This window comes from Psychromonas sp. SA13A, from assembly GCF_011378715.1.
GTDB lineage: Bacteria > Pseudomonadota > Gammaproteobacteria > Enterobacterales > Psychromonadaceae > Psychromonas.
The window spans coordinates 74,408-94,883 of record NZ_WTKU01000014.1; the positions used below are offsets into that span (position 1 = coordinate 74,408).

Annotated in this window: 15 protein-coding genes and 1 pseudogene; 9 read left to right on the plus strand and 7 right to left on the minus strand. The window is 37.7% G+C overall.

Annotated features, from left to right (window positions below; genetic code table 11):
- Position 1: 1 nt before the first annotated feature.
- The 5 genes and pseudogenes from GQR44_RS13085 to GQR44_RS13105 all read left to right on the plus strand — a co-directional run.
- A pseudogene (locus GQR44_RS13085) lies at positions 2–133 on the plus strand (transposase); the annotation flags it as partial.
- Positions 134–718: 585 nt separating this feature from the next.
- Positions 719–1,921, plus strand: coding sequence for an efflux RND transporter periplasmic adaptor subunit (locus GQR44_RS13090; RefSeq protein WP_166372199.1), 1,203 nt, complete (start codon positions 719–721; stop codon positions 1,919–1,921).
- Positions 1,921–3,882 carry a MacB family efflux pump subunit gene (locus tag GQR44_RS13095; RefSeq protein WP_166372200.1) on the plus strand — a complete coding sequence of 654 codons (1,962 nt, stop codon included), beginning with the start codon at positions 1,921–1,923 and terminating at the stop codon, positions 3,880–3,882. The genes GQR44_RS13090 and GQR44_RS13095 overlap by 1 nt, the downstream gene beginning before the upstream one ends.
- A 127-nt stretch (positions 3,883–4,009) precedes the next feature.
- Positions 4,010–4,222 (plus strand): hypothetical protein, encoded by a 213-nt coding sequence (locus tag GQR44_RS13100; protein WP_205963071.1) that lies wholly within the window; start codon positions 4,010–4,012, stop codon positions 4,220–4,222.
- Positions 4,223–4,410: 188 nt separating this feature from the next.
- Complete coding sequence (locus GQR44_RS13105) at positions 4,411–5,358, plus strand: metal-dependent hydrolase (RefSeq protein WP_166372201.1); 948 nt, start codon at positions 4,411–4,413, stop codon at positions 5,356–5,358.
- A gap of 305 nt (positions 5,359–5,663) precedes the next feature.
- Here the strand turns inward: GQR44_RS13105 and GQR44_RS13110 are convergent, their stop codons facing one another.
- The 6 genes from GQR44_RS13110 to GQR44_RS13135 all read right to left on the minus strand — a co-directional run bounded on the left by GQR44_RS13110 (position 5,664) and on the right by GQR44_RS13135 (position 15,066).
- Complete coding sequence (locus GQR44_RS13110; protein WP_166372202.1) at positions 5,664–7,907, minus strand: phospholipase D-like domain-containing protein; 2,244 nt, start codon at positions 7,905–7,907, stop codon at positions 5,664–5,666.
- A 579-nt stretch (positions 7,908–8,486) separates the two neighbouring features.
- The gene (locus GQR44_RS13115; protein WP_166372203.1) at positions 8,487–9,170 is read right to left on the minus strand and encodes a DUF2982 domain-containing protein; all 684 of its coding nucleotides are present in this window, start codon (positions 9,168–9,170) and stop codon (positions 8,487–8,489) included.
- 831 nt (positions 9,171–10,001) lie between these two features.
- Positions 10,002–10,406 (minus strand): tetratricopeptide repeat protein, encoded by a 405-nt coding sequence (locus tag GQR44_RS13120; protein ID WP_166372204.1) that lies wholly within the window; start codon positions 10,404–10,406, stop codon positions 10,002–10,004.
- A 22-nt stretch (positions 10,407–10,428) separates the two neighbouring features.
- Positions 10,429–12,735 (minus strand): penicillin-binding protein 1B, encoded by a 2,307-nt coding sequence (gene mrcB / locus GQR44_RS13125; RefSeq protein WP_166372205.1) that lies wholly within the window; start codon positions 12,733–12,735, stop codon positions 10,429–10,431.
- Entirely contained in the window at positions 12,728–13,912 is a 1,185-nt protein-coding gene (iscB, locus tag GQR44_RS13130) for an RNA-guided endonuclease IscB (RefSeq protein WP_166372206.1), read from the minus strand. Before iscB ends, mrcB begins: the two co-directional genes overlap by 8 nt.
- Before the next feature lie 566 nt (positions 13,913–14,478).
- Entirely contained in the window at positions 14,479–15,066 is a 588-nt protein-coding gene (locus tag GQR44_RS13135; RefSeq protein WP_166372207.1) for a TetR/AcrR family transcriptional regulator, read from the minus strand.
- Between the two features lie 113 nt (positions 15,067–15,179).
- Here GQR44_RS13135 and GQR44_RS13140 point away from each other — a divergent pair, with 113 nt between their 5' ends.
- Positions 15,180–15,722: a carboxymuconolactone decarboxylase family protein gene (locus tag GQR44_RS13140; RefSeq protein WP_166372208.1), complete on the plus strand. Its 543-nt coding sequence runs from the start codon at positions 15,180–15,182 to the stop codon at positions 15,720–15,722.
- A 140-nt stretch (positions 15,723–15,862) separates the two neighbouring features.
- On the opposite strand, the gene GQR44_RS13145 is transcribed toward GQR44_RS13140, so the two are convergent.
- A complete protein-coding gene (locus tag GQR44_RS13145; protein ID WP_205963072.1) occupies positions 15,863–16,639 on the minus strand; it encodes a haloacid dehalogenase type II in 777 nt (258 codons plus the stop codon).
- A gap of 592 nt (positions 16,640–17,231) precedes the next feature.
- Here GQR44_RS13145 and GQR44_RS13150 point away from each other — a divergent pair.
- The 3 genes from GQR44_RS13150 to GQR44_RS13160 are packed head-to-tail and all read left to right on the plus strand — an operon-like array spanning position 17,232 to position 20,390.
- Positions 17,232–17,435 (plus strand): DUF1656 domain-containing protein, encoded by a 204-nt coding sequence (locus GQR44_RS13150; protein ID WP_166372209.1) that lies wholly within the window; start codon positions 17,232–17,234, stop codon positions 17,433–17,435.
- Between the two features lie 5 nt (positions 17,436–17,440).
- Positions 17,441–18,301, plus strand: a complete 861-nt coding sequence (locus GQR44_RS13155; protein WP_166372210.1) for an HlyD family secretion protein — start codon at positions 17,441–17,443, stop codon at positions 18,299–18,301.
- Positions 18,302–18,311: 10 nt separating this feature from the next.
- Positions 18,312–20,390: an FUSC family protein gene (locus GQR44_RS13160; RefSeq protein ID WP_166372211.1), complete on the plus strand. Its 2,079-nt coding sequence runs from the start codon at positions 18,312–18,314 to the stop codon at positions 20,388–20,390.
- The last annotated feature ends 86 nt before the right edge of the window (positions 20,391–20,476 follow it).

Consider the following 20,476-nt stretch of genomic DNA (forward strand, 5'->3'; position numbering starts at 1 on the left):
TATGACACAGTCTCGCCAATCTCAGGTATCGTTATCAGATACACCTTATTATCACTGTATTTCCCGTTGTGTTCGCCGCGCTTATTTGTGTGGTCAGGATAAATACACAGAAAAGTCTTTTGAGCATCGACGTCAGTGTCGATAAATTATGGACACTCAAGCATTGAACTTAGCCATTTCATTTGGTTAATAAACTAAGTTGATATTCTCTTTGGTCATCATTTCTAACAAGAATTTATATTCTAATTAATCCCTGTTTAAGTCATGTTAAACACTCACTTATTTGAAAGGAAGTATCATGGAACTAACCCTTTATCACATGGGGCATTGCCCATTTTGCAAACGAGTTAATGGCGGGCGGCGGTAAAGTCCAAGTACCTTGTCTATTGATTTGTGAAAAGGGTAAAAGTGCTCAGTGGTTGTATGAGTCTCGAGATATTATCCACTTTTTAAAACAACATTATTAAGCAAGTATGAGACTGTTAATGCTTGATGACTCTGTAAATAATTCTATGTAACCTTGATTTGATGACTTTAAATCAACAGCCTTTTACTTTTTTCGATAATTTAATGTGCCATATTAGAACCACTCATCAACTCCTTACTCATTTACCTATCATTCAGTAAATTAAATTTCTTTTATTTTTGTTTTCTTCAAATTTTCTACACATTTATTCGTTATGATCCAATAAGTTAAAAATAAAGGTAAAACATCATAATGAAAAACTTAAAGCTAACATTGAGTATTGTACTTGTTATCGTCTTGATAGCAGGAGCCTCCACCTATTTTTATGTTAAAAACTCAGAGCCTGAGGTCACTTTTTCGACTCAACCTGTGGTGACTGGAAATATTGAAAATACTGTATTAAGCAACGGCGTTTTATATCCCTATAAAATGGTTAATGTTGGGGCTCAGGTATCGGGGAAGCTACAAAAAATTGCAGTTAATCTTGGGGATACGATCAAACAAGGTGATTTGATTGCGCAAATTGATAACCTGACGCAAAAAAATCTACTTCAAGAAGCGCAAGCTTCTCTTAATAACATTAATGCGCAATACCGTGCAAAACAAGCTCAAATACATGAGTCAAACTTAGCATTTGAACGCCAAGCGAAAATGCTCAAGCAAAAGCTTAGTTCACAGGCTGATTATGATATTGCTGAAGCTGCGCTGTTAGTTTATAAAGCGGAGTTAGAGCAACTGTTAGCAGAAAAAGAGAAAGCATTAATTAGTGTTAACAATGCCGAGATAGATCTTGGTTATACAACCATCTCTTCACCGATTGATGGCACGGTTATTTACGTTTCTGTTGAAGAAGGGCAAACCGTGAACACCAATCAATCAACTCCTTCGATTATTGAAGTTGCACAGTTAGATGTAATGACGGTTAAAGCGCAAATTTCTGAAGCGGATATTATTAATGTACAAGCTGGGAAAAAAGTGTATTTCTCCATTTTAGGCGCCCCTAATAAAAAGTTTGAGGGGGTACTTCGCTCTATTGAGCCTGGCCCAACCTTGTTAACGGGTGACGATAGTAAACTCGCTATTGGGGATAGTGATGCAATTTATTACAACGCGTTATTTGATGTTGAAAATAAGCAGAATTTATTACGTGTTGGCATGACAGCACAAGTCTCTATTGTTTTAGGTTCTGCGGAAGAGGCATTATTAATTCCTTCACAAGTGCTGACCAGTAAATCAGAAAGAAATGATCAATATAGAGTGTCTATTTTAGTGGATGGAAAAGTAGAAAAAAGAAAGGTTGAGATTGGCATCAATAATAAAGTGCAAGCACAGGTATTAAGTGGCTTAAACGAAGGTGATCAAGTCATTGTTGGGCAATCAAGTGTCAAAGAGGTGAGAACCCGATCTGCACTTCAATCAAATGATAAACAACCCGGTGGAGGCAGACGTCCATAATGCAAGATATACTCTTAAAAGTTAATCAGTTAAGTCGTCATTTTCCTGCAGGTGATCAACAGTTAACGGTACTTAACAATATTGATTTAACCATTCGCCGAGGGGAAATGGTTGCCATTATTGGGGCATCTGGATCAGGTAAGTCAACACTCATGAATATATTAGGGTGTTTGGATAAACCCAGTGAAGGGAGTTATCAAGTTAATGGTGAAGACACTGCGCTTATGGGGCCTGAACAATTAGCTCAATTACGTCGTAATTATTTTGGTTTTATTTTTCAACGCTATCATTTGTTAGAAGATTTAACCGCGCTTAAGAATGTAGAAATACCAGCACTTTATTCAGCGGAAAATAAAGCTTCTCGTCAAGCAAGGGCGCAAAGTCTGTTAGAAAGATTGGGGTTAGGCGACCGATTAGATCATAAACCAAGCCAGTTGAGTGGTGGTCAGCAACAACGTGTAAGTGTGGCGCGTGCATTAATTAATGGCGGGAATATCATCTTAGCGGATGAACCGACTGGAGCGTTGGATAGCCAAAGTGGCCATGAAATGATGGCTTTATTAAGGGAGTTACATCAGCAGGGGCATACGATCATCCTTGTTACCCATGATCCTAAAATTGCTGCAACGGCTGATCGTATCATCGAAATTGCTGATGGCAATATTATTAGCGATAAACCTTCGAGCCAATCTTCTGCGATATCAGAAGAAAAACAGCTAACAGAAGGTAATCGCTTAGATCCTAAAAAACAAAAAAAGATCAGTGCTTGGTTTAGTTTTAGCGAAACCTTAAAAATGGCAATAGAGTCGATGGCAAGTCATCGATTAAGAACATTTTTAACCATGTTGGGCATTATTATTGGTATCGCCTCTGTTGTTTCAGTAGTGGCTATCGGTAATGGCTCTCAGGAATCTGTGTTAAAAAGTATGGCTTCAATGGGGACCAATAGCATAGTGATAAAACCGGGATCTGGTTATGGTGATAGGAGAGCGGGACGAGTACAAACCTTAACCGCAGATGATGCAACAGCATTGAGTAGTCTCTCTTTTGTGGATAGTGTTACCCCAACGGTACGCGTTAATGTCGCAGTGCGTTATGGCAACGAAGCCGTGACCGCTGAAATACAAGGTGTTGGCCCGGATTATTTTAGAGTGGGTGGCTTTGAATTAGCTCAAGGGCAGTTATTTGAAGAAGATAGTGTGACAGATTTAGAGCAAGTAGCCGTTATTGACAATAATACGCTCAAAGACTTATTCCCTAGTGGAGATGCGCTGGGTAAAGTTATTTTTCTAGGGCGTTTACCGGTTCGGATTATAGGGGTGACGGCACCCCGAGAAATGGCCTTTGGTAATAGTGATTCATTAAATGTTTGGTTACCATACAGCACTGTGAATGCACGTATTTATAGTCAAAATAACGTTGATGATATTACGGTACGTGTCAGCGATACGGTATCAAGTACAGCAGCAGAACAAGCGATTATTAACTTAATAAAAATGCGCCATGGTGTTGAAGACTTCTTTACGATTAATACCGATACAGTGAAAGAAAATATTGAAAAAACATCATCGACGATGACTTTGCTTATCTCTGCTATTGCTTTTATTTCTCTTGTTGTTGGCGGGATTGGCGTGATGAATATTATGCTGGTTTCAGTCACTGAGCGTACTAGAGAAATTGGTATTCGCATGGCCGTTGGTGCAAGACAATCCGATATCTTAAAACAATTCTTAATTGAAGCGGTCTTGATTTGTATTTTAGGTGGCACATTAGGCATTAGTTTTGCGTATTTAATTGGTATTATTCTTTCTGCAGCGGGCAGTAGTTTAACCATGGTTTATTCATTAGCGTCTATTATTGCTGCTTTTGCTTTCTCTACTGCTATTGGCGTCTTATTTGGTTTCTTACCTGCTCGTAATGCGGCAAGGTTAAATCCTGTTGAGGCGTTATCAAGAGGCTAGAAAGCATTAAACGGCGTGACATTAATAGTTAATAGGAAAGATCGAGGACACCCATCATCTTTGACGAGTCATAATTACTCTTCTATCTTTTAGTTATGTGATTTTTACATGCTAAGAGATAGTTGTTATGACACAGTCTCGCCAATCCCAGGTATCGTTATCTGATACACCTTACTATCACTGTATTTCCCGTTGTGTTCGCCGCGCTTATTTGTGTGGTGAAGATAATATACAAGCCAATCGTTTGAACATTACCGTCAAGGGATGGTTGAGCGCATGTATCAACTCACATCTCTCTTTAGCATTACCTTGCTCAACCTTTACCTTGTTCAATCTTTAAGATTGAGCTCTACACTTCTTTAGCTTACGAAATTTTTATTGGGGACTGTCGGTCTTTTTATACAGTTTTTATATCGTTATTTGTTAGAGGTATTCTTTTTCTCCCTCTATCAATGTGTTTTTAGTAAAACACTGAAGATCAAAACGGCTTCTTATTCGTTTTATCCCTCGTATGGCAAAAGAATATTTATGGATTCAGTGACTCAACTTGTATTAGGTAGTGCCATTGCTGCTGCTATTGCGCATAAGCAACTTGGCCGTAGTACATTAGCCATTGGCGGTGTATTGGCTACATTACCTGATTTAGATGTTTTTCTATCAGCAACAGATGCTGTTACTCGTTTTACTGAACACCGTAGTTTTTCTCACTCTTTGTTTGTTTTATTTCCCTTTGCTCTTATCTGCTTTGCTCTTTTAAGATACTGTTTTAAAGTGAAGTTAAGCACAGAAGTTATCTCTAATCAGCGTTTATTTTGGTTGTGTTGTTTGCCCTTAGTAACACATCCAATGCTTGATGCCTTTACTAGTTATGGTACGCAATTATTTTGGCCGTTAGCTATTCCTCCAATTTCAATCGCTTCAATTTTTGCCGTTGATCCTTTATACACATTACCTTTGTTAATTGGTTGCGTGTATCTATGGCGAAACAGTGAAGATGATAAAAAATATAAGGCAAGAAAGGTTAACAATATTGGCTTGATACTGAGCAGCGGTTATCTATTATTAGGTTTGCTCTTACAAATGCAGATGCAAAAAAAAGTTGAGTCTGTTTTACAAATGAACAATATCGCTCAGGATAAACTATTTATTTCTCCACTTTATCCCAGTCTTAATTGGTGGTGGGCTATCGTTATTGATAAAGGCGTTTATTACGATGTAAAAATCAATGTACTGACAAATAGCTTGGTGTTGTCGGTAAAAAAAGATTTAGGGCATAATCATCTAGATGTTTATCCGCCTGCATTCACTTCACTTGATTGGTTTACAAATGGTTTTATTCGTTTAGAAGAGTTTGAAGGCCAATTAGTCGCAACAGACCTGAGAATGAAAACAGGCGAGTTAGATTATGCTTTTAAGTTTGCATTAGCGACGAAGGAAAATGATGGTTGGAAGGAAATATCACCATTGAGGTTATGAAAGTCATCATCGTCGATTGCAAGGAAGCGAGTTTTGGACACCTACTATTTTAAGTTCTCGTTTGTCCAAGTTGCCCACTGTTCTATAACAGAACTCCTACAATACCCGTTCAACTTGGAAAGTTTTGTCCTTCTATTGGTAAAGTGGCCAAAACTATCCGTTAAATATAAATAGGTTAAATATAATTTTTTAAAAAGCGTATAAAATAACTGTATTTCATACGCTTTTTATTTCTCTGTTATAAAAACAAAAGAGTAATTAAAACGTAAAAGCGAGTTGACGATGTAATCAACTGCATTAAAGTATTAAATGGTTTTAAACAAACTATTAAATTCGTTTTGGGCTTTGTTATCACCATTTAAAATCTTAGTTGATAAATTATAAATACGCTGTGTAACGCCTTGAACTTTTTCTTTAAAATTTTCAGCTTGTTGATGATCAATTCGATTATTTTTGTCGTATTTAGCTAGTAATAAATCCATTACATGATTCATTTTAACTTTAAGTTTTTGTTGGGAAATGCCTATTTGTTGGGTTCTTTCGGCGATGCTTGGTCTCGCATCAATCTCAGCCGCTAGCCATTGTTTATACTGGTTCACAAAGTTGGGTGCATTGATGATCATTAACCCATTATTGGTGTCCAGCATGTAACTACGAACATCCGCGTTTGCTGAACCAATAAATAAATCATCGCCAAACAGCATAACTTTTGAGTGTAAAGATAAGGTGCTGGTGTCGTTCTCATTCGCTTGTTGATATTCACTGTAGTTAAACGTTGCAGCTGTTGTTGCCGTTTGTTCCGCTCTATAGTCTTCAAATGCTTTCATTTGCCACATTGCAAGTAGATTCACTACATTTAAATCGGTGGTTTCAATAGAGTTGGTGATGATTTGCAAGCTTACATGTGTACAGTCCCAACTGCCGTCAACCATCGCACCTAGAGCGGCGAGTAGGTTGCCGGGCATAAAGAAGTAAGCATTATGGATGATAACTTGCTGTGGGTCATTTGCAGTTGCCTGTTCACAGGTCTTTTTCAAGGACGCTAGCCAAGTTGCGTGAATCGCTTTTCCATAATCAGCTTCTTTGCCATCAATAGACCCATAACCTCTTTTACTTTCAAAGAAGGGCAGGTTTTCTATGTAGTAAACTTGAGCTGAATCATCTAAAGCAAAAGATTGGCTGACTCCCTTGGTCGATGGAAGATAGTTGTTGTTATAACTAGCAATCATTTCAGTCATGGATTGCTCAACTTTTATTAAGCGCTGATCTAAACTAACAAAGTGTTGTTGATAATATTGGTCAACACAAGTTGGATTGTTGGTACTTTGGTTAGTACAAAATTTTTGTGATTGTTTGTAAATATCCAAATTCATTAAAAAGTCATTGGGAGCATGTTCGCGGGTTTCATCAAGCGAGGCCACCATTGTAGTAAAGTTCCAGAGTCGGTCAAAAGTAGAGGTTACTTGTGGATCAGGCGCATTAAATTCTAATCGTACATCGGTATCCATAAAAATGTATTTACTGGCTAAGGGGCTCGGGTTCATGTGATAAGAGTTTTCAACATTACGACCGCCTAATTGCATGGTCTGTTGATCAACTAAGAGTAATTTATGATGTAAAAATTCAGTGAGATAATCCCAATCTCTGCGGGCAATGGAGTTGTTTTCTCGATTGGTCGGTAAAAAGCTATTAACGGAATTTAATACTGGGTTAATTTGATCGCCTAATACTAATGTAGCTGTCGCTAATTTTATTTTTGCTGTTAACGATGCTAACCCACCTTGGTAATTAGCTTGATAATATAATTTACCTAATTTTTTTAACTGAGCTTGGGTATCCGCACTGTCAGCATCCGTTGAAGCGGATAATGCAGCTACATCTATTGACTGGCCATGTTCAAGGGAAAAAGCCATTAACTCGGGGTTTTTGGCATATAAGCCAGACAGGAAAAGAGCAGACATAGGAGTCGATAAATTAGAAATACCAATGTCTGAAGCTAAGCGATTATTGATTTTTTCATTATCAAAGAGTTGTTCAATTTCAGCATACTTGTCTTGATTACAAGCGGCGTCTGCTTTGCTTGATTGACCACAGCCTAAGGTTAAATAGACTGCATCTTTAACGATATTTTGACTAGGTCTTCCGTACAGCCTAACTTGAATGTAGCCGCCTCCTGCTTGTTGCAAATAACTGAGGCGGTCTAAATCTTTGTAGGTGCTGAGGTAATCTAATAATAACCTGACTTTTACGCCTCGTTTTGCAGCGTTTATAAGAGCTTGGGCTAATACGGAAGAGGTGTGGTCGTCAGAAAAAATATAATAAGCAAGATCAATGTGGGTGTCAGCTGCATTTATCAAAGCCAGTTTACTGGCAAAGGCTTGATCATTATCGGTGATCACCGTGGCGGATTTTATTGGTAAATTGCCAGTAGATGCATACTGAGTTAACAAGGCATCATCTAATGCTACTTGCTCTCGAGTCGCACAAGCACTAACTGTAAATATTCCAATTAAGATAAATAATTTAGTACCAATCTTGGTTAGTCGCATTACTGATTCCTTGTATTATTACTAAATGATCATTGAAATAATTGTTGTTAAATCTAGCATTGAATTTTTTAGCTGATTGAACTCTTTAACTGATTATATGTTGTAGTTAATTGAACCGGTCATAAATATAGGTGGATTTTTGTTAGTCTCTTAAAGGGCAATTAAAACTAATAAGTCACATGAATTAACAAGCAACATAAATTAATAACTACAATCAAGCCAGTAACTTATAAATGACTAAAAATCCACCATATAGGCAAAAAATGAGTTATTCAAGTGTTCAGCCAAAATCTCTTTTTTAAAAAACAAACTATCGCCTTTAAGTCACATAAAAATGAAGTAACTAAGGGTGAAACAGTTAATAGTAAGGGTGAACTGGTATGAACTCTTATCATTAAAATAAAAGGATCCCTTATCGTTTATGGATGCCCAACAGCTAAATATATGGCCTAAAGATCTCGGTACACTTGTATTACTGCAACGGTGAGAAAGGAATTTTTCTAGGGTAGTTAAGGCTAAGCTAAAGGTATGCAGAAAAAATAAGAAAAAAACGAGGTTTTTTAACTGATTGGCATCAGCCTAATTAGGTCCATTTACAATGGTGTAATCATGGCATTTTTTTAATAATTTTAAAAAGCTGTTTAGATTTCGATCCAGACTGCTTTCGGGTAAAAAGAGGTGATAACCATATGCCTTGGCGAGTTGTTCACTACGATGTAACCATGCTGCGATTGGGCCTTTATATATAACTTCATTTAACGTATAGGGCTCAAAATTAATCAGACTACCTTCAAAATCAACTTCTTTATTAGCGATCGCTAAAATGAGCAATTCTTGTTGTTCGTGAATTAATTTGTTCGCTAATCTTGGTGATATACTTTTAGCTATATGGTCTAAATTATTTAGTTTGATGCCGACATAGGGTAATTGTATATGCTCACCTTGGACATCTGCTTTAAGTTCACCAAAACGTATAATATCTTGCCATGGTAGTGCCCACTGACCATGGCGATGACAATATCTAATCGTTTTTGGGGTGATAAAAAGGCTGGTTCCGGGCTCTAAATACTTAAGTACACCTATTAAAATAAGCACTAACGTAGCTGATATGAGGAAAATTAATTGAATTTTAAAGATTTGCCAAAGGAATAAGCTCAAAATCCAAAAAACAAATAGCGAGATACATCCAAGCCATATAAATGTATGCGTATAACGTTTTGAATTAGGGTGAATGGTAATAACTCTATCGGTTGTATTATCCAATTTAACCTTCCTTAAAAACTTTGTCGCTCGAGTAATTGCTTATCAATAGCAACGATAAATATATTATTAGGGTAAATGCAAACCTATAAAAATCATATAGTAAATGTAAAAAATCATTTTAAACAAAAATAATATTTGAAAAAGTGCCAAGGGTTGTAAACTTTGTGCGGAAACAGGTTATCTTACTTGGTGCAAGCTTATTTGAAAAAGCAGGGCTCTGTAGCTTTTAAGTAGTACCTTTTACACTATTCTGTGCTGAATTATTATGATTCAATCTAGGCTACTTTAGGCACTAAGTCTTTGCTACTCATCCTTTTAATTCTACTTTTTATCACCTGAATTTATGCTCTAAATTGGGATTAAATTATTTTCAATTTTACGATAAATATTGCTATCTATTATTAATTCTTAGGAACATAATCTCGCTGTTACCAGATCATTTAAAGTCATAGTGTAACGTTAGTCATAGGGTTATTAGTTGTTTATCTTAATAAAGGAAAGCATCGTGAGTAAAGGCCAAGACAGCAAAAAAGACGGTAAGAAAAAACCGATTTTGACTGCAAAAGAAAAAAGAACATTAAAAATAGCTAAAAAATCAAAAGTTGGATTTTTAGCTAAATAAAGATTAAATGAAAGGTCATCAACATCCCGATGACCTTTTAAAGCTTCTAGCCTCAATCAACTTTATTAATACCGATGAGAAAGTGTTGACCCGATAAATTGTATTGATTGATACACTGCAATTCCCCTCAATAAAAACTTTACTTAATGAAGCGGTTAACCTGTTCTTTGAAGGGAAGCTTTTCTAATGCAGTTTCCTAATTAAAATTTCTAATACAGCTTTTTTAGTAATAATTCAGCTTGACCCGTTATTGCTTTATTCGGATTTAAACTAAGTGCTTTCTCAGCAAAAGACTGTGCCTGTGCATTTTTACCTTGGCGGTAATTCAACTCTGCTAGGCGTAAATAGATTTCAGGATTACGTGGAGATATCCTGATCGCACGTTCTAAAATCCCCGTTGCACCGCGCAAGTTACCCTTGCTTTCTTGCTGCTCAGCAAGACTAAATAATGAGTCTAAGGCAGCGCTTCCCTTCACTGTATTATCAATATCGTCAGTTGGCGTGCTAACTGAACTTGGAGTGGTGGGCTCAGTCGTTGGCGATGTAACAGGTTTTGTACTACAGGCCCATAAAAAACTAGATAAACAAACAACAGCAATTTTATAATGATTCATTATGATGATCTCTTTAGTTGGTTTAGTTGGTTAAATTACGGAACCAATCGATGACTTTATCAGTTGTACCGCAACGTATTTCTTCCTTTGGCTCAGTACCGCTCACAAAAGGCAATTGTATTGTATTATCACAGCGATCTTGGCTACCGATGCCTGATTCGCTGTCAACCCAACTTAGGGTGATGTTTTTTGGTGGAAAGTTCTGCAAAGGTTGCTGAGCTCGCGCTTTAAAAATATCAGCCCAGACTCGAAGTGCACCGCTTGAACCGGTCAATCCTGTTGTTTTATTATCATCACGACCAAGCCAAACAACCGCTTGCATATCATCTGAAAAACCTGCAAACCAACTGTCTCGCAAATCATTGGTTGTTCCGGTTTTTCCTGCAACAGCAAAATCAGGTAATAACCATTGTAATGCTTTAGCTGAACCTTCGTGCGTAACAGCTTGTAAAGCATGGCGTAACGTATAAATCGAACTAGAACTAAAGCGTTTTTCAATATCAATAGGATAACTTGTTAGTACTTCTCCGCGCGGATCGACAACGGAGCGGATCGCCAATAACGGTGTATAAAATCCACCTGAGGAAATGGTTTGATACATTTGAGCTACTTCAAGCGGACTCAATTCCGCTGCGCCTAAAGTGATCGCAGGGAGTGCTGGAATGTCACTATCAACGCCAAGTCGTTTTACTGTTGATAAGATATTATCTAAGCCTAAGTCATTACCTAAACGCGCCGTTGCCTGATTGTATGAACGTGCTAATGCTCTATATAAAAGTACATCGCCATGATCTTGTAAATCGTAGTTTTTAGGGGCCCAAGTATCGCCGTTATCTAATTTTTTTTCGTAGGCTGCATCGCTTATTAAAGTCGCTAACGTATATTGTTCACTTTTTTCTAAGGCTGTTAAATATACGGCGGGTTTCATTAACGAGCCGATTTGTCGACGGGCATCAATTGCGCGGTTAAATCCCGCATATCGCGTGTCGCTACCGCCAACAATAGCCGTTACTGCGCCTGTATTCGGTTGCGTAACAATTATCGCTCCCTGCAAATTCGCATTAGGCTCAGATTTTTTATTACTAGCCATCATTTTAACCAAGCTAGTCTCAGCAGTTTGTTGAATTAACGGATTAAAATGGGTAAAAATAGACAGGCCATCGGAGCTTAAGTCTTCAGCTTTGTAATCATTTTGTAATTGCCTGCGCACAAGGTCTAAATAAGCAGGATAACGTTTACCACTGCTAACGCTGCGCTCACCCACTTTTAGTGGTTCTTGCTTAGCTAATTCAGCAAGGTCTGCATCAAGTTGTTTTTCTCTGACTGCAATATCTAATACTAAATTGCGGCGTTTTAATGCACGTTCAGGGTTACGCCATGGATTGTAATAACTGGCACCGCGCACTAGTGCAACTAACAGTGCTTGTTGCGACAGCGATAAGTCCATAATATTTTTTTTGAAATAATACTGACTTGCTAAACCAAAGCCATGAATAGCCCGTGGTCCATCTTGACCAAGGTATATTTCATTCATGTATCCTTCTAAAATATCAGCTTTGCTTGCATGTAACTCCAATAGCACCGCCATCAACGCTTCCTGCGCTTTACGAATTAATGTTCGCTCCGGCGTGAGGTAATAATTTTTAATCAATTGCTGTGTCAGTGTCGACGCTCCCTGTGAGAAGCCACCATCTTTAATGTTGGTAACCATTGCTCGCCCGATACCGCGTAGCGAAATACCAAAATGGCCGTAAAAGTTCTTATCTTCAACAGCAACCAGCATTGCTTGTAAAGAAACTGGCGTTTCAGCAAGTTGAACTAATAATCTATCCTCATTGTGGGAAGGATAAATACCGCCTATCACCAAGGGCTGTAAACGTACTAACGCTTTATTATCTTTACTTTCTAGCTTTGATACAAAGCCATTATTTAGGGTGATTTTTATTTTTTGTGCTGCGGCTAATTCGTCACTGAACTGAAATTGAGGGATGAAAATGGTTACTTTATTTTGTTCAATTAATGCCTCACCGGGATTATTAACGTTGCCCACAAACTGATATCCAAGCATGGTCATTTCTTCACGTAAATCAGTCAATGAGAGTGGCAATCCTTCGTATATCTCTAGAGGTCGCGCGTAAACAGTTGATGCAACTGACCACTGTTTATCTTTAAAAGTCGAATTAACGATGGAATCTAAGTAGATGAGAATACCGACAGCGATCATTATTAATATTAATAATGCAGTCCATAGTTTACTTTTATCACCCTTTGGTGAAAGAATACCCTGTGCTTTAGCGGAGGGATGAATTTCATCGTTTTTGTTACGCATACACAATACCTTTGTTTTGAAATACTAATCTGATTGTTTTGATGTTTTTAACTAATCGCTTAGTACCGTGCATAAAAGCAAGATATGCGCCTTTGTTTTGTATTCCTTTGGCGATGCACTTAATACCGTTCCACTCAATAATATCTTGTGGTTGTATCGTATAGCGCTGTTTACGAATAGATGGCGCAAAGCCATTTCGATTCTTTTGTAATGCTCTATTATTCTTACGTTTAAATGTTATTTTACGCTCAGTACTCCGCTCTTGGTTTGACCCACCTGCGATCACAAATGCATCATTACTGTGCGATTTTTCAATATTGTGGTGATAGCGGTTTGCCTTGGTCACGTAGCCAAAAGTTTCTATCGCGTCAGGAAAAATGCTTAGTAATTGAGCGCGTATAATATTCATAGTTGTGGCAGGTTTTAAGCTCTTTTGCTTTGTACTCGTTAACGACCACTTATTATCATGCAGTGCTTTATGATGCTTACTACAAAGCGTTTTTAGGTTGCTTGGCGCATCAGAGCCGCTTTGTGAACGATATATTACATGGTGAACTTCAAGCTTATCACAGCAGCCTTTTTTGCCGCTCTGGCATTTGTAGTTATCACGCGCTAATACATAGGCTTTAACATTCTCAAAACCATACTGAACACCTTGTTGATACTGTTCATTTGAAATATTAGGATTGTTCATCTTTACCATATCAAACGTACCCGTTTCCAAAACAGTTTTAGTGACCGGCATTAATGATCTGCACTGATTAATTAATCTTACATGAGCGTCCACTTTCCATTGTACGGATGGGGCTAGTCGGCCTTTTCTGGTACTAGCTGCTCGATTTAAAAAGCGTGGCGCTCTGTAACGTAACTTGTTGCGCTTCTGTCTGCGGTACATTTTGCGTGTCGTCATTTTGTCTGAAATGTCATTGCGCATAGTCGCAATAGCCGAAAAAACCTCTTTCGTATCTGAGAGGACAGATATACCGACTTCGCCGTGACCTGTATCAACGCCAAGCGTCAGCGGCTGTTTATAGCCCGCAGATCCAAATTTTAGCTGTATGGTAAACGGATTGCGTTTAATAACCGTTGCTTTGCCTTCTCTGATCAGTATCTTTGCTTTTCTTGGGCGGCATGGCATCAATGATTCACCATGCTTATTAATGACAAAAACGCGCATAATATCCTTAACATATTTAGTTAGTAAAATTAACTAATCCTCTCACGAGGTTGATTCCCATCGTCAATGTTGTAAAAGCTTTTTACACTTAGCACACCGACCCGTTGAGGTCTTTTAATACTAAGCGATAGGGCAGCAAACTTGGGAGGCATTCACTGGTATCGTCACTTAAACAACGTAGTTCTCGAAGAACTTAGACTAATCACCTATTCAGTCCGAAGACCTATCTCGATACTCACATCTCAAGCCCGTTGGCTTAGCCACGGGTAGTTGACGAATAGACATGTATTTATGAAGCACAGCAAGGCCTTATGAAGATAAAAAATAAAAAATAAAAAAGAATAATAACTGGCAATCACGTTATTACAGAGACGTTAACCTATTAATTTCTAAAAAAGGGGCAGTGTTTTACGCAGAAAACTTGATAGACCTTGTTCTGATTGAACCAGTTCTTACCACCCAACAACCTTGACTAATAATTATCACCAAAGTTCCTTTTAATCGTGTGGTTTTCTCTATTCAGTGCTCGATTAGATAACTATTTGAGGACGAACGATAATCTATCTTTATAGTTTTTTGATCAGCAAAAACATTTGCTCGATCATTGGTTGAGCTAGTTGTGTTACGTCGGGGCGGTTAAAGTAACCGCGTAAACCGGTAAATTGAACTTGAAAAAAACGTGCATATTCAAGAGCAGTCAGCGAACTATTTAATTCACCATTATTTATTGCTTGCTCAAATAATTGTGTTAAATAAACTTCAAATTCAGCTGCTTGATTTAAACTTAACTCATATAAATTAGCATCCTTTTCGGCAAATTCACTGTTTGCTTTAACCAACATACAGATAGCACTGGGGCTGCAATCTTTTGTTTCAATGATCACATGTTCCACAAAGGCATGTAAACCTTCTAATACGCTATCCGCGTTTGATAAAAAGCTTTCTATTTGGGCTTTCATTTGTAAGGTGTAATCTTTTAACGATTCGCTGTATAGCCCTTCTTTAGATCCAAATGCAGAGTAAATGCTGCCCGGTCTCATGTTAATAGCTTCTTGTAAGTCACGGGTTGAGGTTGCATGAAAACCTTTTTGCCAAAAGAGCTGACTTGCAAGGCGCACAACCGACTCTCGCTCAAACTTTATTTTGTTAGCCATGTTATTTCTCAATTTATTTGAACACTTGCTCAATTTTAGCTTGAGCAATCGCTCAAAATCAACTAGTATGTGTCCTGAAGTTACTTAAAACCCATTATTTATTGGAGCTAAACATGACAGAATTTACTTTATACACAGCAGAAAACGCACCTGAAGAATCAAAACCTTTAATGGCTGATTCAGTAGCCGCATTTGGCATGCTACCTAACTTACACGCAGTAATGGCTGAAGCACCAACTTTACTAAAGGGCTATCAAGTACTGCATGACCTATTCCAAAAAACATCGTTTAACGCTGAAGAGTTAACAGTGGTATGGCAATCAATTAACGTTGAGCACGAATGTCACTACTGCGTTCCGGCACACAGTGCAATTGCGGCTTCAATGAAAGTAGACCAAGATATTGTTGATGCGCTTGTGAACAAAACAGAGCTTGCTAATCCTAAGTTAGAAACGCTACGTGAAACTACATTGGCTATGGCGCGTGACCGCGGTGTTATTAGTGATGAGCAAATCGAGAAGTTCTTTGCTGCAGGTTATGGCAAGCAGCAACTACTGGAAATTATTGTTGGTTTATCTCAAAAAGTAATGAGTAACTATACAAACCACCTTGCAGATACTCCAGTTGATGCACCGTTTAAAAAATTCATGAAATAGTTTATGACTTTTAAAAAGTGATATAAAAAAGGCAGCTTCGGCTGCCTTTTGTGTTTATAAAAGATCAACAACACCCAAACCTAACCAATACTCATTAAAGGTTAAGGTTAAGGTTAAAGGTTAAATGCTAAATACAAAGTCTACTTAGCATTTGCCTCTAACTGGTTTGCTATCTCAATAAGATCTCGGCCAATTAAATCTGGCTTCGCGGCAAGAGGGTAGAGCGCTTTACCTGGACGCATAATAAATGCGGTTTTCCAACCTGCTTTATCTGCTCCTGCTAAATCCCATGCGTGTGCGGCTATTAACATCGCATCTTCAGGTGCAACTTTCATTTCTTTTTGTGCCCAGTCATACACTTTTAAATCCGGTTTAAAGGTTTTTAAGTTTTGAACGGTTAATGATCCATCAAAATATTGTGCTAGATTTGAGTTTTTAAGTTGAGCTGCAATGCCTGCATCAGAGGAGTTGGTTAATGTGATCATGGTATAACCCAGAGCACGTATCTTTTTCAAGCCTTCAACTACATCCTTATGTGGTGCTAGGTCTCTAAAGGGGGTTAGTACAGCTGTACGCGCTTGTTCAGGTGTTAGTTTAATATTTTGTTGGTTTGCAATCATTTCTAATGATGCGATGCCTATTTCAGCAAAACTATTATATTCACCTGTCACATTGCCAACTAAAGAGTAATGTAGCATGGTAGTAAACCAATAAGGGACTAGTTCATCTCGTCCACCTAAGGCTTTAGAAACTGATTTACCTACATTACCTAAGTCTAGGAGTGTTTCGTTAACATCAAAGAAAATGACCTTTGGTTTTATTGGTTGATTTGAGACTGAATCTTGAGAGTATGCAAAAGTTGACGTTAAGCTCATTGATATTAGTAAGCCAATCATAAAATTTTTAAAGCGAATCATTATAAAATACCTGTAAAGTTAAATTGTTAAAGTTATGCACTTCTTATTTGAATCTAAGAAGTTTATAACTGAGTCTATAACTGGGCCTATAGCCCCTTAATAAACGAAAACGGTTTTACACACAAAAAGAAAAAGTAAAGGCCGTCACCAACAGACCACTGAATATACGTTTAAATTTCAAATTTTTTTATAAATAAAAAATACGTTATTTATTTATACAGATCAAAGGTTTAAAGGTAGTATTTGTATGAAAAAACCGTACTTAAAACGGGTGTCTATTTAAAACTAAAACGTATTTAGATACTTTTAAATGAGGCTATTTATTAGTAAACTTGATTTAAATTGTTGGTAACGAACAATTTCATTTGGGGGAGGGTTTTATCAAACTTTGTGCGAATCAAGGAGTGATGTTTTTAAACTGTCTTGCTAATAAACTATTCAGGTCTTCATTTTTACGATAGTCTTTTTAATCAATGTAATACTTAACCAATTTAATACTTAACCAATTTAATACTTAACCAATTTAATACTTAACCAATTTAGTACTTAACCAATTTAATACTTAATCAATGTGATAATAGGGTATTTATTTATGCTTCAAACTGTAGTGTTAGGTGGAATGGAGTTTAGCCCTTTGGTTATCTATATTCCGATTGCTTTTATCTTATCTGCATTAACTCGTTTTGTTTTACACCGTCTAGATTGGCATGATCGTATTTGGAAAGTCGCCTGGTTTGAAGTATCTCTTTTTGTATGCTATTTCGCCTTAACTGTATATTTACTGAGTGGAAGATAAACATTATGACAAAATATCTACGTATTCTTTTTACCCTTGTTGTTGTGATCATGGCGGTATTTGCAGGGCGTTGGGTTTGGACTGATTATATGCATACACCTTGGACTCGCGATGGACGTGTTCGAGCTGATATTGTTACCGTCGCAGCTGATGTTTCAGGGTGGGTAACAACACTCAATGTTAAAGATGGTCAATTAGTTAAAAAAGGCCAATTACTGTTTAGTGTTGATAACAAACGTTACCAAGCTGCTTTAGAAAAAAGCAAAGCGAACACCGAAGGTGCATTGTTAGCGTGGGAACTAGCTAAGCATAAATACAATCGCCGCGAAGCATTAAACAATCAAAAAGCAATTAGTGAAGAAGGGTTAGAGCTAACGCGTATCAATAGAAATATTGCCAAAGCGAATTATGACTTGGCTAAAACAGAGCAAGCTTTAGCGCAATTAAACGTTGATAGAACAGAAGTTGTTGCTCCAGTATCAGGCCAAGTCATTAATTTAAATTTACGTCAGGGAAATTATATCGGACAGGGAGTATCTGTTTTTGCGATTGTAAAATCTGATTCATTTTATGTGACAGGTTATTTTGAAGAAACTAAAGTGCCGCTTATCTATGAAAATCAAGAAGCCCAAATAGCATTGCTCAGTGGTGGCAAAAAACTAACTGGTCATGTTGTGAGTGTGGGCAAAGCGATTGCTAATACCAATACACAAAGTAACAGCCAACTTTTACCGCAAGTTCAACAAACGTTTAATTGGGTACGTTTGTCACAACGTATTCCCATTGATATTCAATTAGACACATTACCAAAAGATATTCAGCTGAGTGCCGGTATGACAGTGACTATTCATCTCACGACAGACTAAGGGGAATAACTTGGGCGTGGTGCTACGTAATTTGTTTTTTCCTAAAAAACAGGCCGTTATTTTTGCGATAAAAGGTGTGATTGCGATGTCGATGGCATTATCGATTGCAATGGCGCTGAACCTTGACCGTCCGTATTGGGCATTAGTTTCTGCTATTTTTTTACAGTTGCGCCCAGAAAGTGGTCTGGTGATTGAAAAAGCGCTTTGCCAAATAGTAGGCACCATTATCGGTGGTTTATTTGGCATATTATTATTAAGCCAGTTGATGTCATATCCTTATTTAGCATTAGGTGTATTGGCCATTTGGTTAGGCTTAAATTCTGCTTTATCCGCTATGGTACGACAAGCAAACTTTGTTTATGCCTTTGCAATGGCTGCTGTGACTGCGGAAATTATTGTTCTTCTAGTGATGGTGAGTCCTACAACTGTTAGTAGTGCAGGTATATTTGAAATAGCACAAGCGCGCATGAGTGAGATTATCATCGGGTCTATTTGTGCTGGGATTGTCAGCCATCTATTCTGGCCAGTAAAAATAAAAAACTCGTTACAAATTCAAGCTAGATCGGTGATCAACCAAACCTTAGATTATTTAGTGTCTGAGCTAGACACTAAAGGAACACATGAAAAACGCCATACACAAATAGATGGCGTAATGGTTACCTTAGGGGTTATCAATGATGATTCAAGTGCTGTGCGTTACGAAGGCCCAAAAGGTCCAGGGCGATCAAGAGCGGCAAATCAACTTGCGCAAAAAGTATTGTCGTTACTGGCTTTAATTCAAATATTTGGTCGTTTGCAACGTAATCACTCTGATCTCATCACTGCTGATTTAGCACAATTGTTTAACCGATTAAAACAGGTGCTAGCTAATATTGCTGCATCTGACAACTATGCGTTTTGTGCTGAGGAGGTTAAAGCCTTTCGTAGGGAACTGACAGAATGGCGAGTAAATAATGCCTTTGAAGCCCCTTTTGAATCTCACATGTTTAATGTTGCTTTAGACATAACAGGGGACTTAACCATTTTATTGCGTGCCTACAAAGCCTTACAAGAGCGTGATAAAACCTTGTTGAATGCGCCGAGTATGTTGACTTACCGAGACCCATTAGCGGGTATTATTGTTGGCTTTAGAACTTCATTAGTGTTTGTGATTGGTGCCTGTATTTGGATAAGTACAGGTTCATCGGCGGCATTGATGATCATGATTTTACCCGTCATATTTTCTATTATGTTAGCGCGAATACCTTTGGCTATTTTACGTGTGGTTATAAAACGCTTGTTAGTTGGGGTAGTTGCCGCTTCTGTGGTCACTATCTTTTACGCTCTTAATTTACTCGCGCAGAGCGGTGGGCAGTTAGAAATATTATTATTGGTGTTAGCTGGACCCTACTTTTTAGGGCTTTTGCTAATCGCTGATCGCGAAACACTACCTTACGGTTTAGGGTTTTGCATTCCATTTTCAATTTTAGTTCGCCCCAGCACTGACATGAGCTTAGCTTTTACAATCGATTATACATTAAGTGCTGCGATGGCTATTTTTGCTGGTGTTAGTATTTTGTTTTGGATTTTTCACTTATTTACAGGGCCGAGCATTCAGTTATTAGTTAGCCGAGTTTTTAAAGCGACGCATAAAGATTTAATGGAGATAGATAATCAGAAAATGCCAGCCATATGGTACAACCGTCGAATGTCAGATAGATTGTTAAGGTTAATTAATTACGATCAAGGATCTCATTCTCGTGCCATTACCGATCTTGCTTTAACTGGGCTTAATTTAGGTCATGCAATGGTTCGAGTGCAATCAATATGTGAAAACTTAGTGGGCAAAAAATCAGTCAGAAAAAACTTAGTGAACGAAAGATTAGTAGGCAAAAAATTAAAGTATCTTAAAAAATGGCAATACAAATTAGCAGATGCTTTTTTATTAGCGAGCCAAGGCAAGTGTAATGACGATTTTAAACAAGCTTCTGATTTATTGCACCAAGAGCTTGTTGCTGAAGGGCATGATTCTGCTCAAATAGACGCGATTAAAGGCATGTTTATACGTATTAATCTCACCTTAGAAAGAAGTGCCGGTAAAATAAAGTAGTTGCAGAAATTTAAACATTTCTCGCATTGGTGGTGTAAGTCTGAGTAGCATTTATACAAAAATTCTAAATGCTACCTTTATTAAAT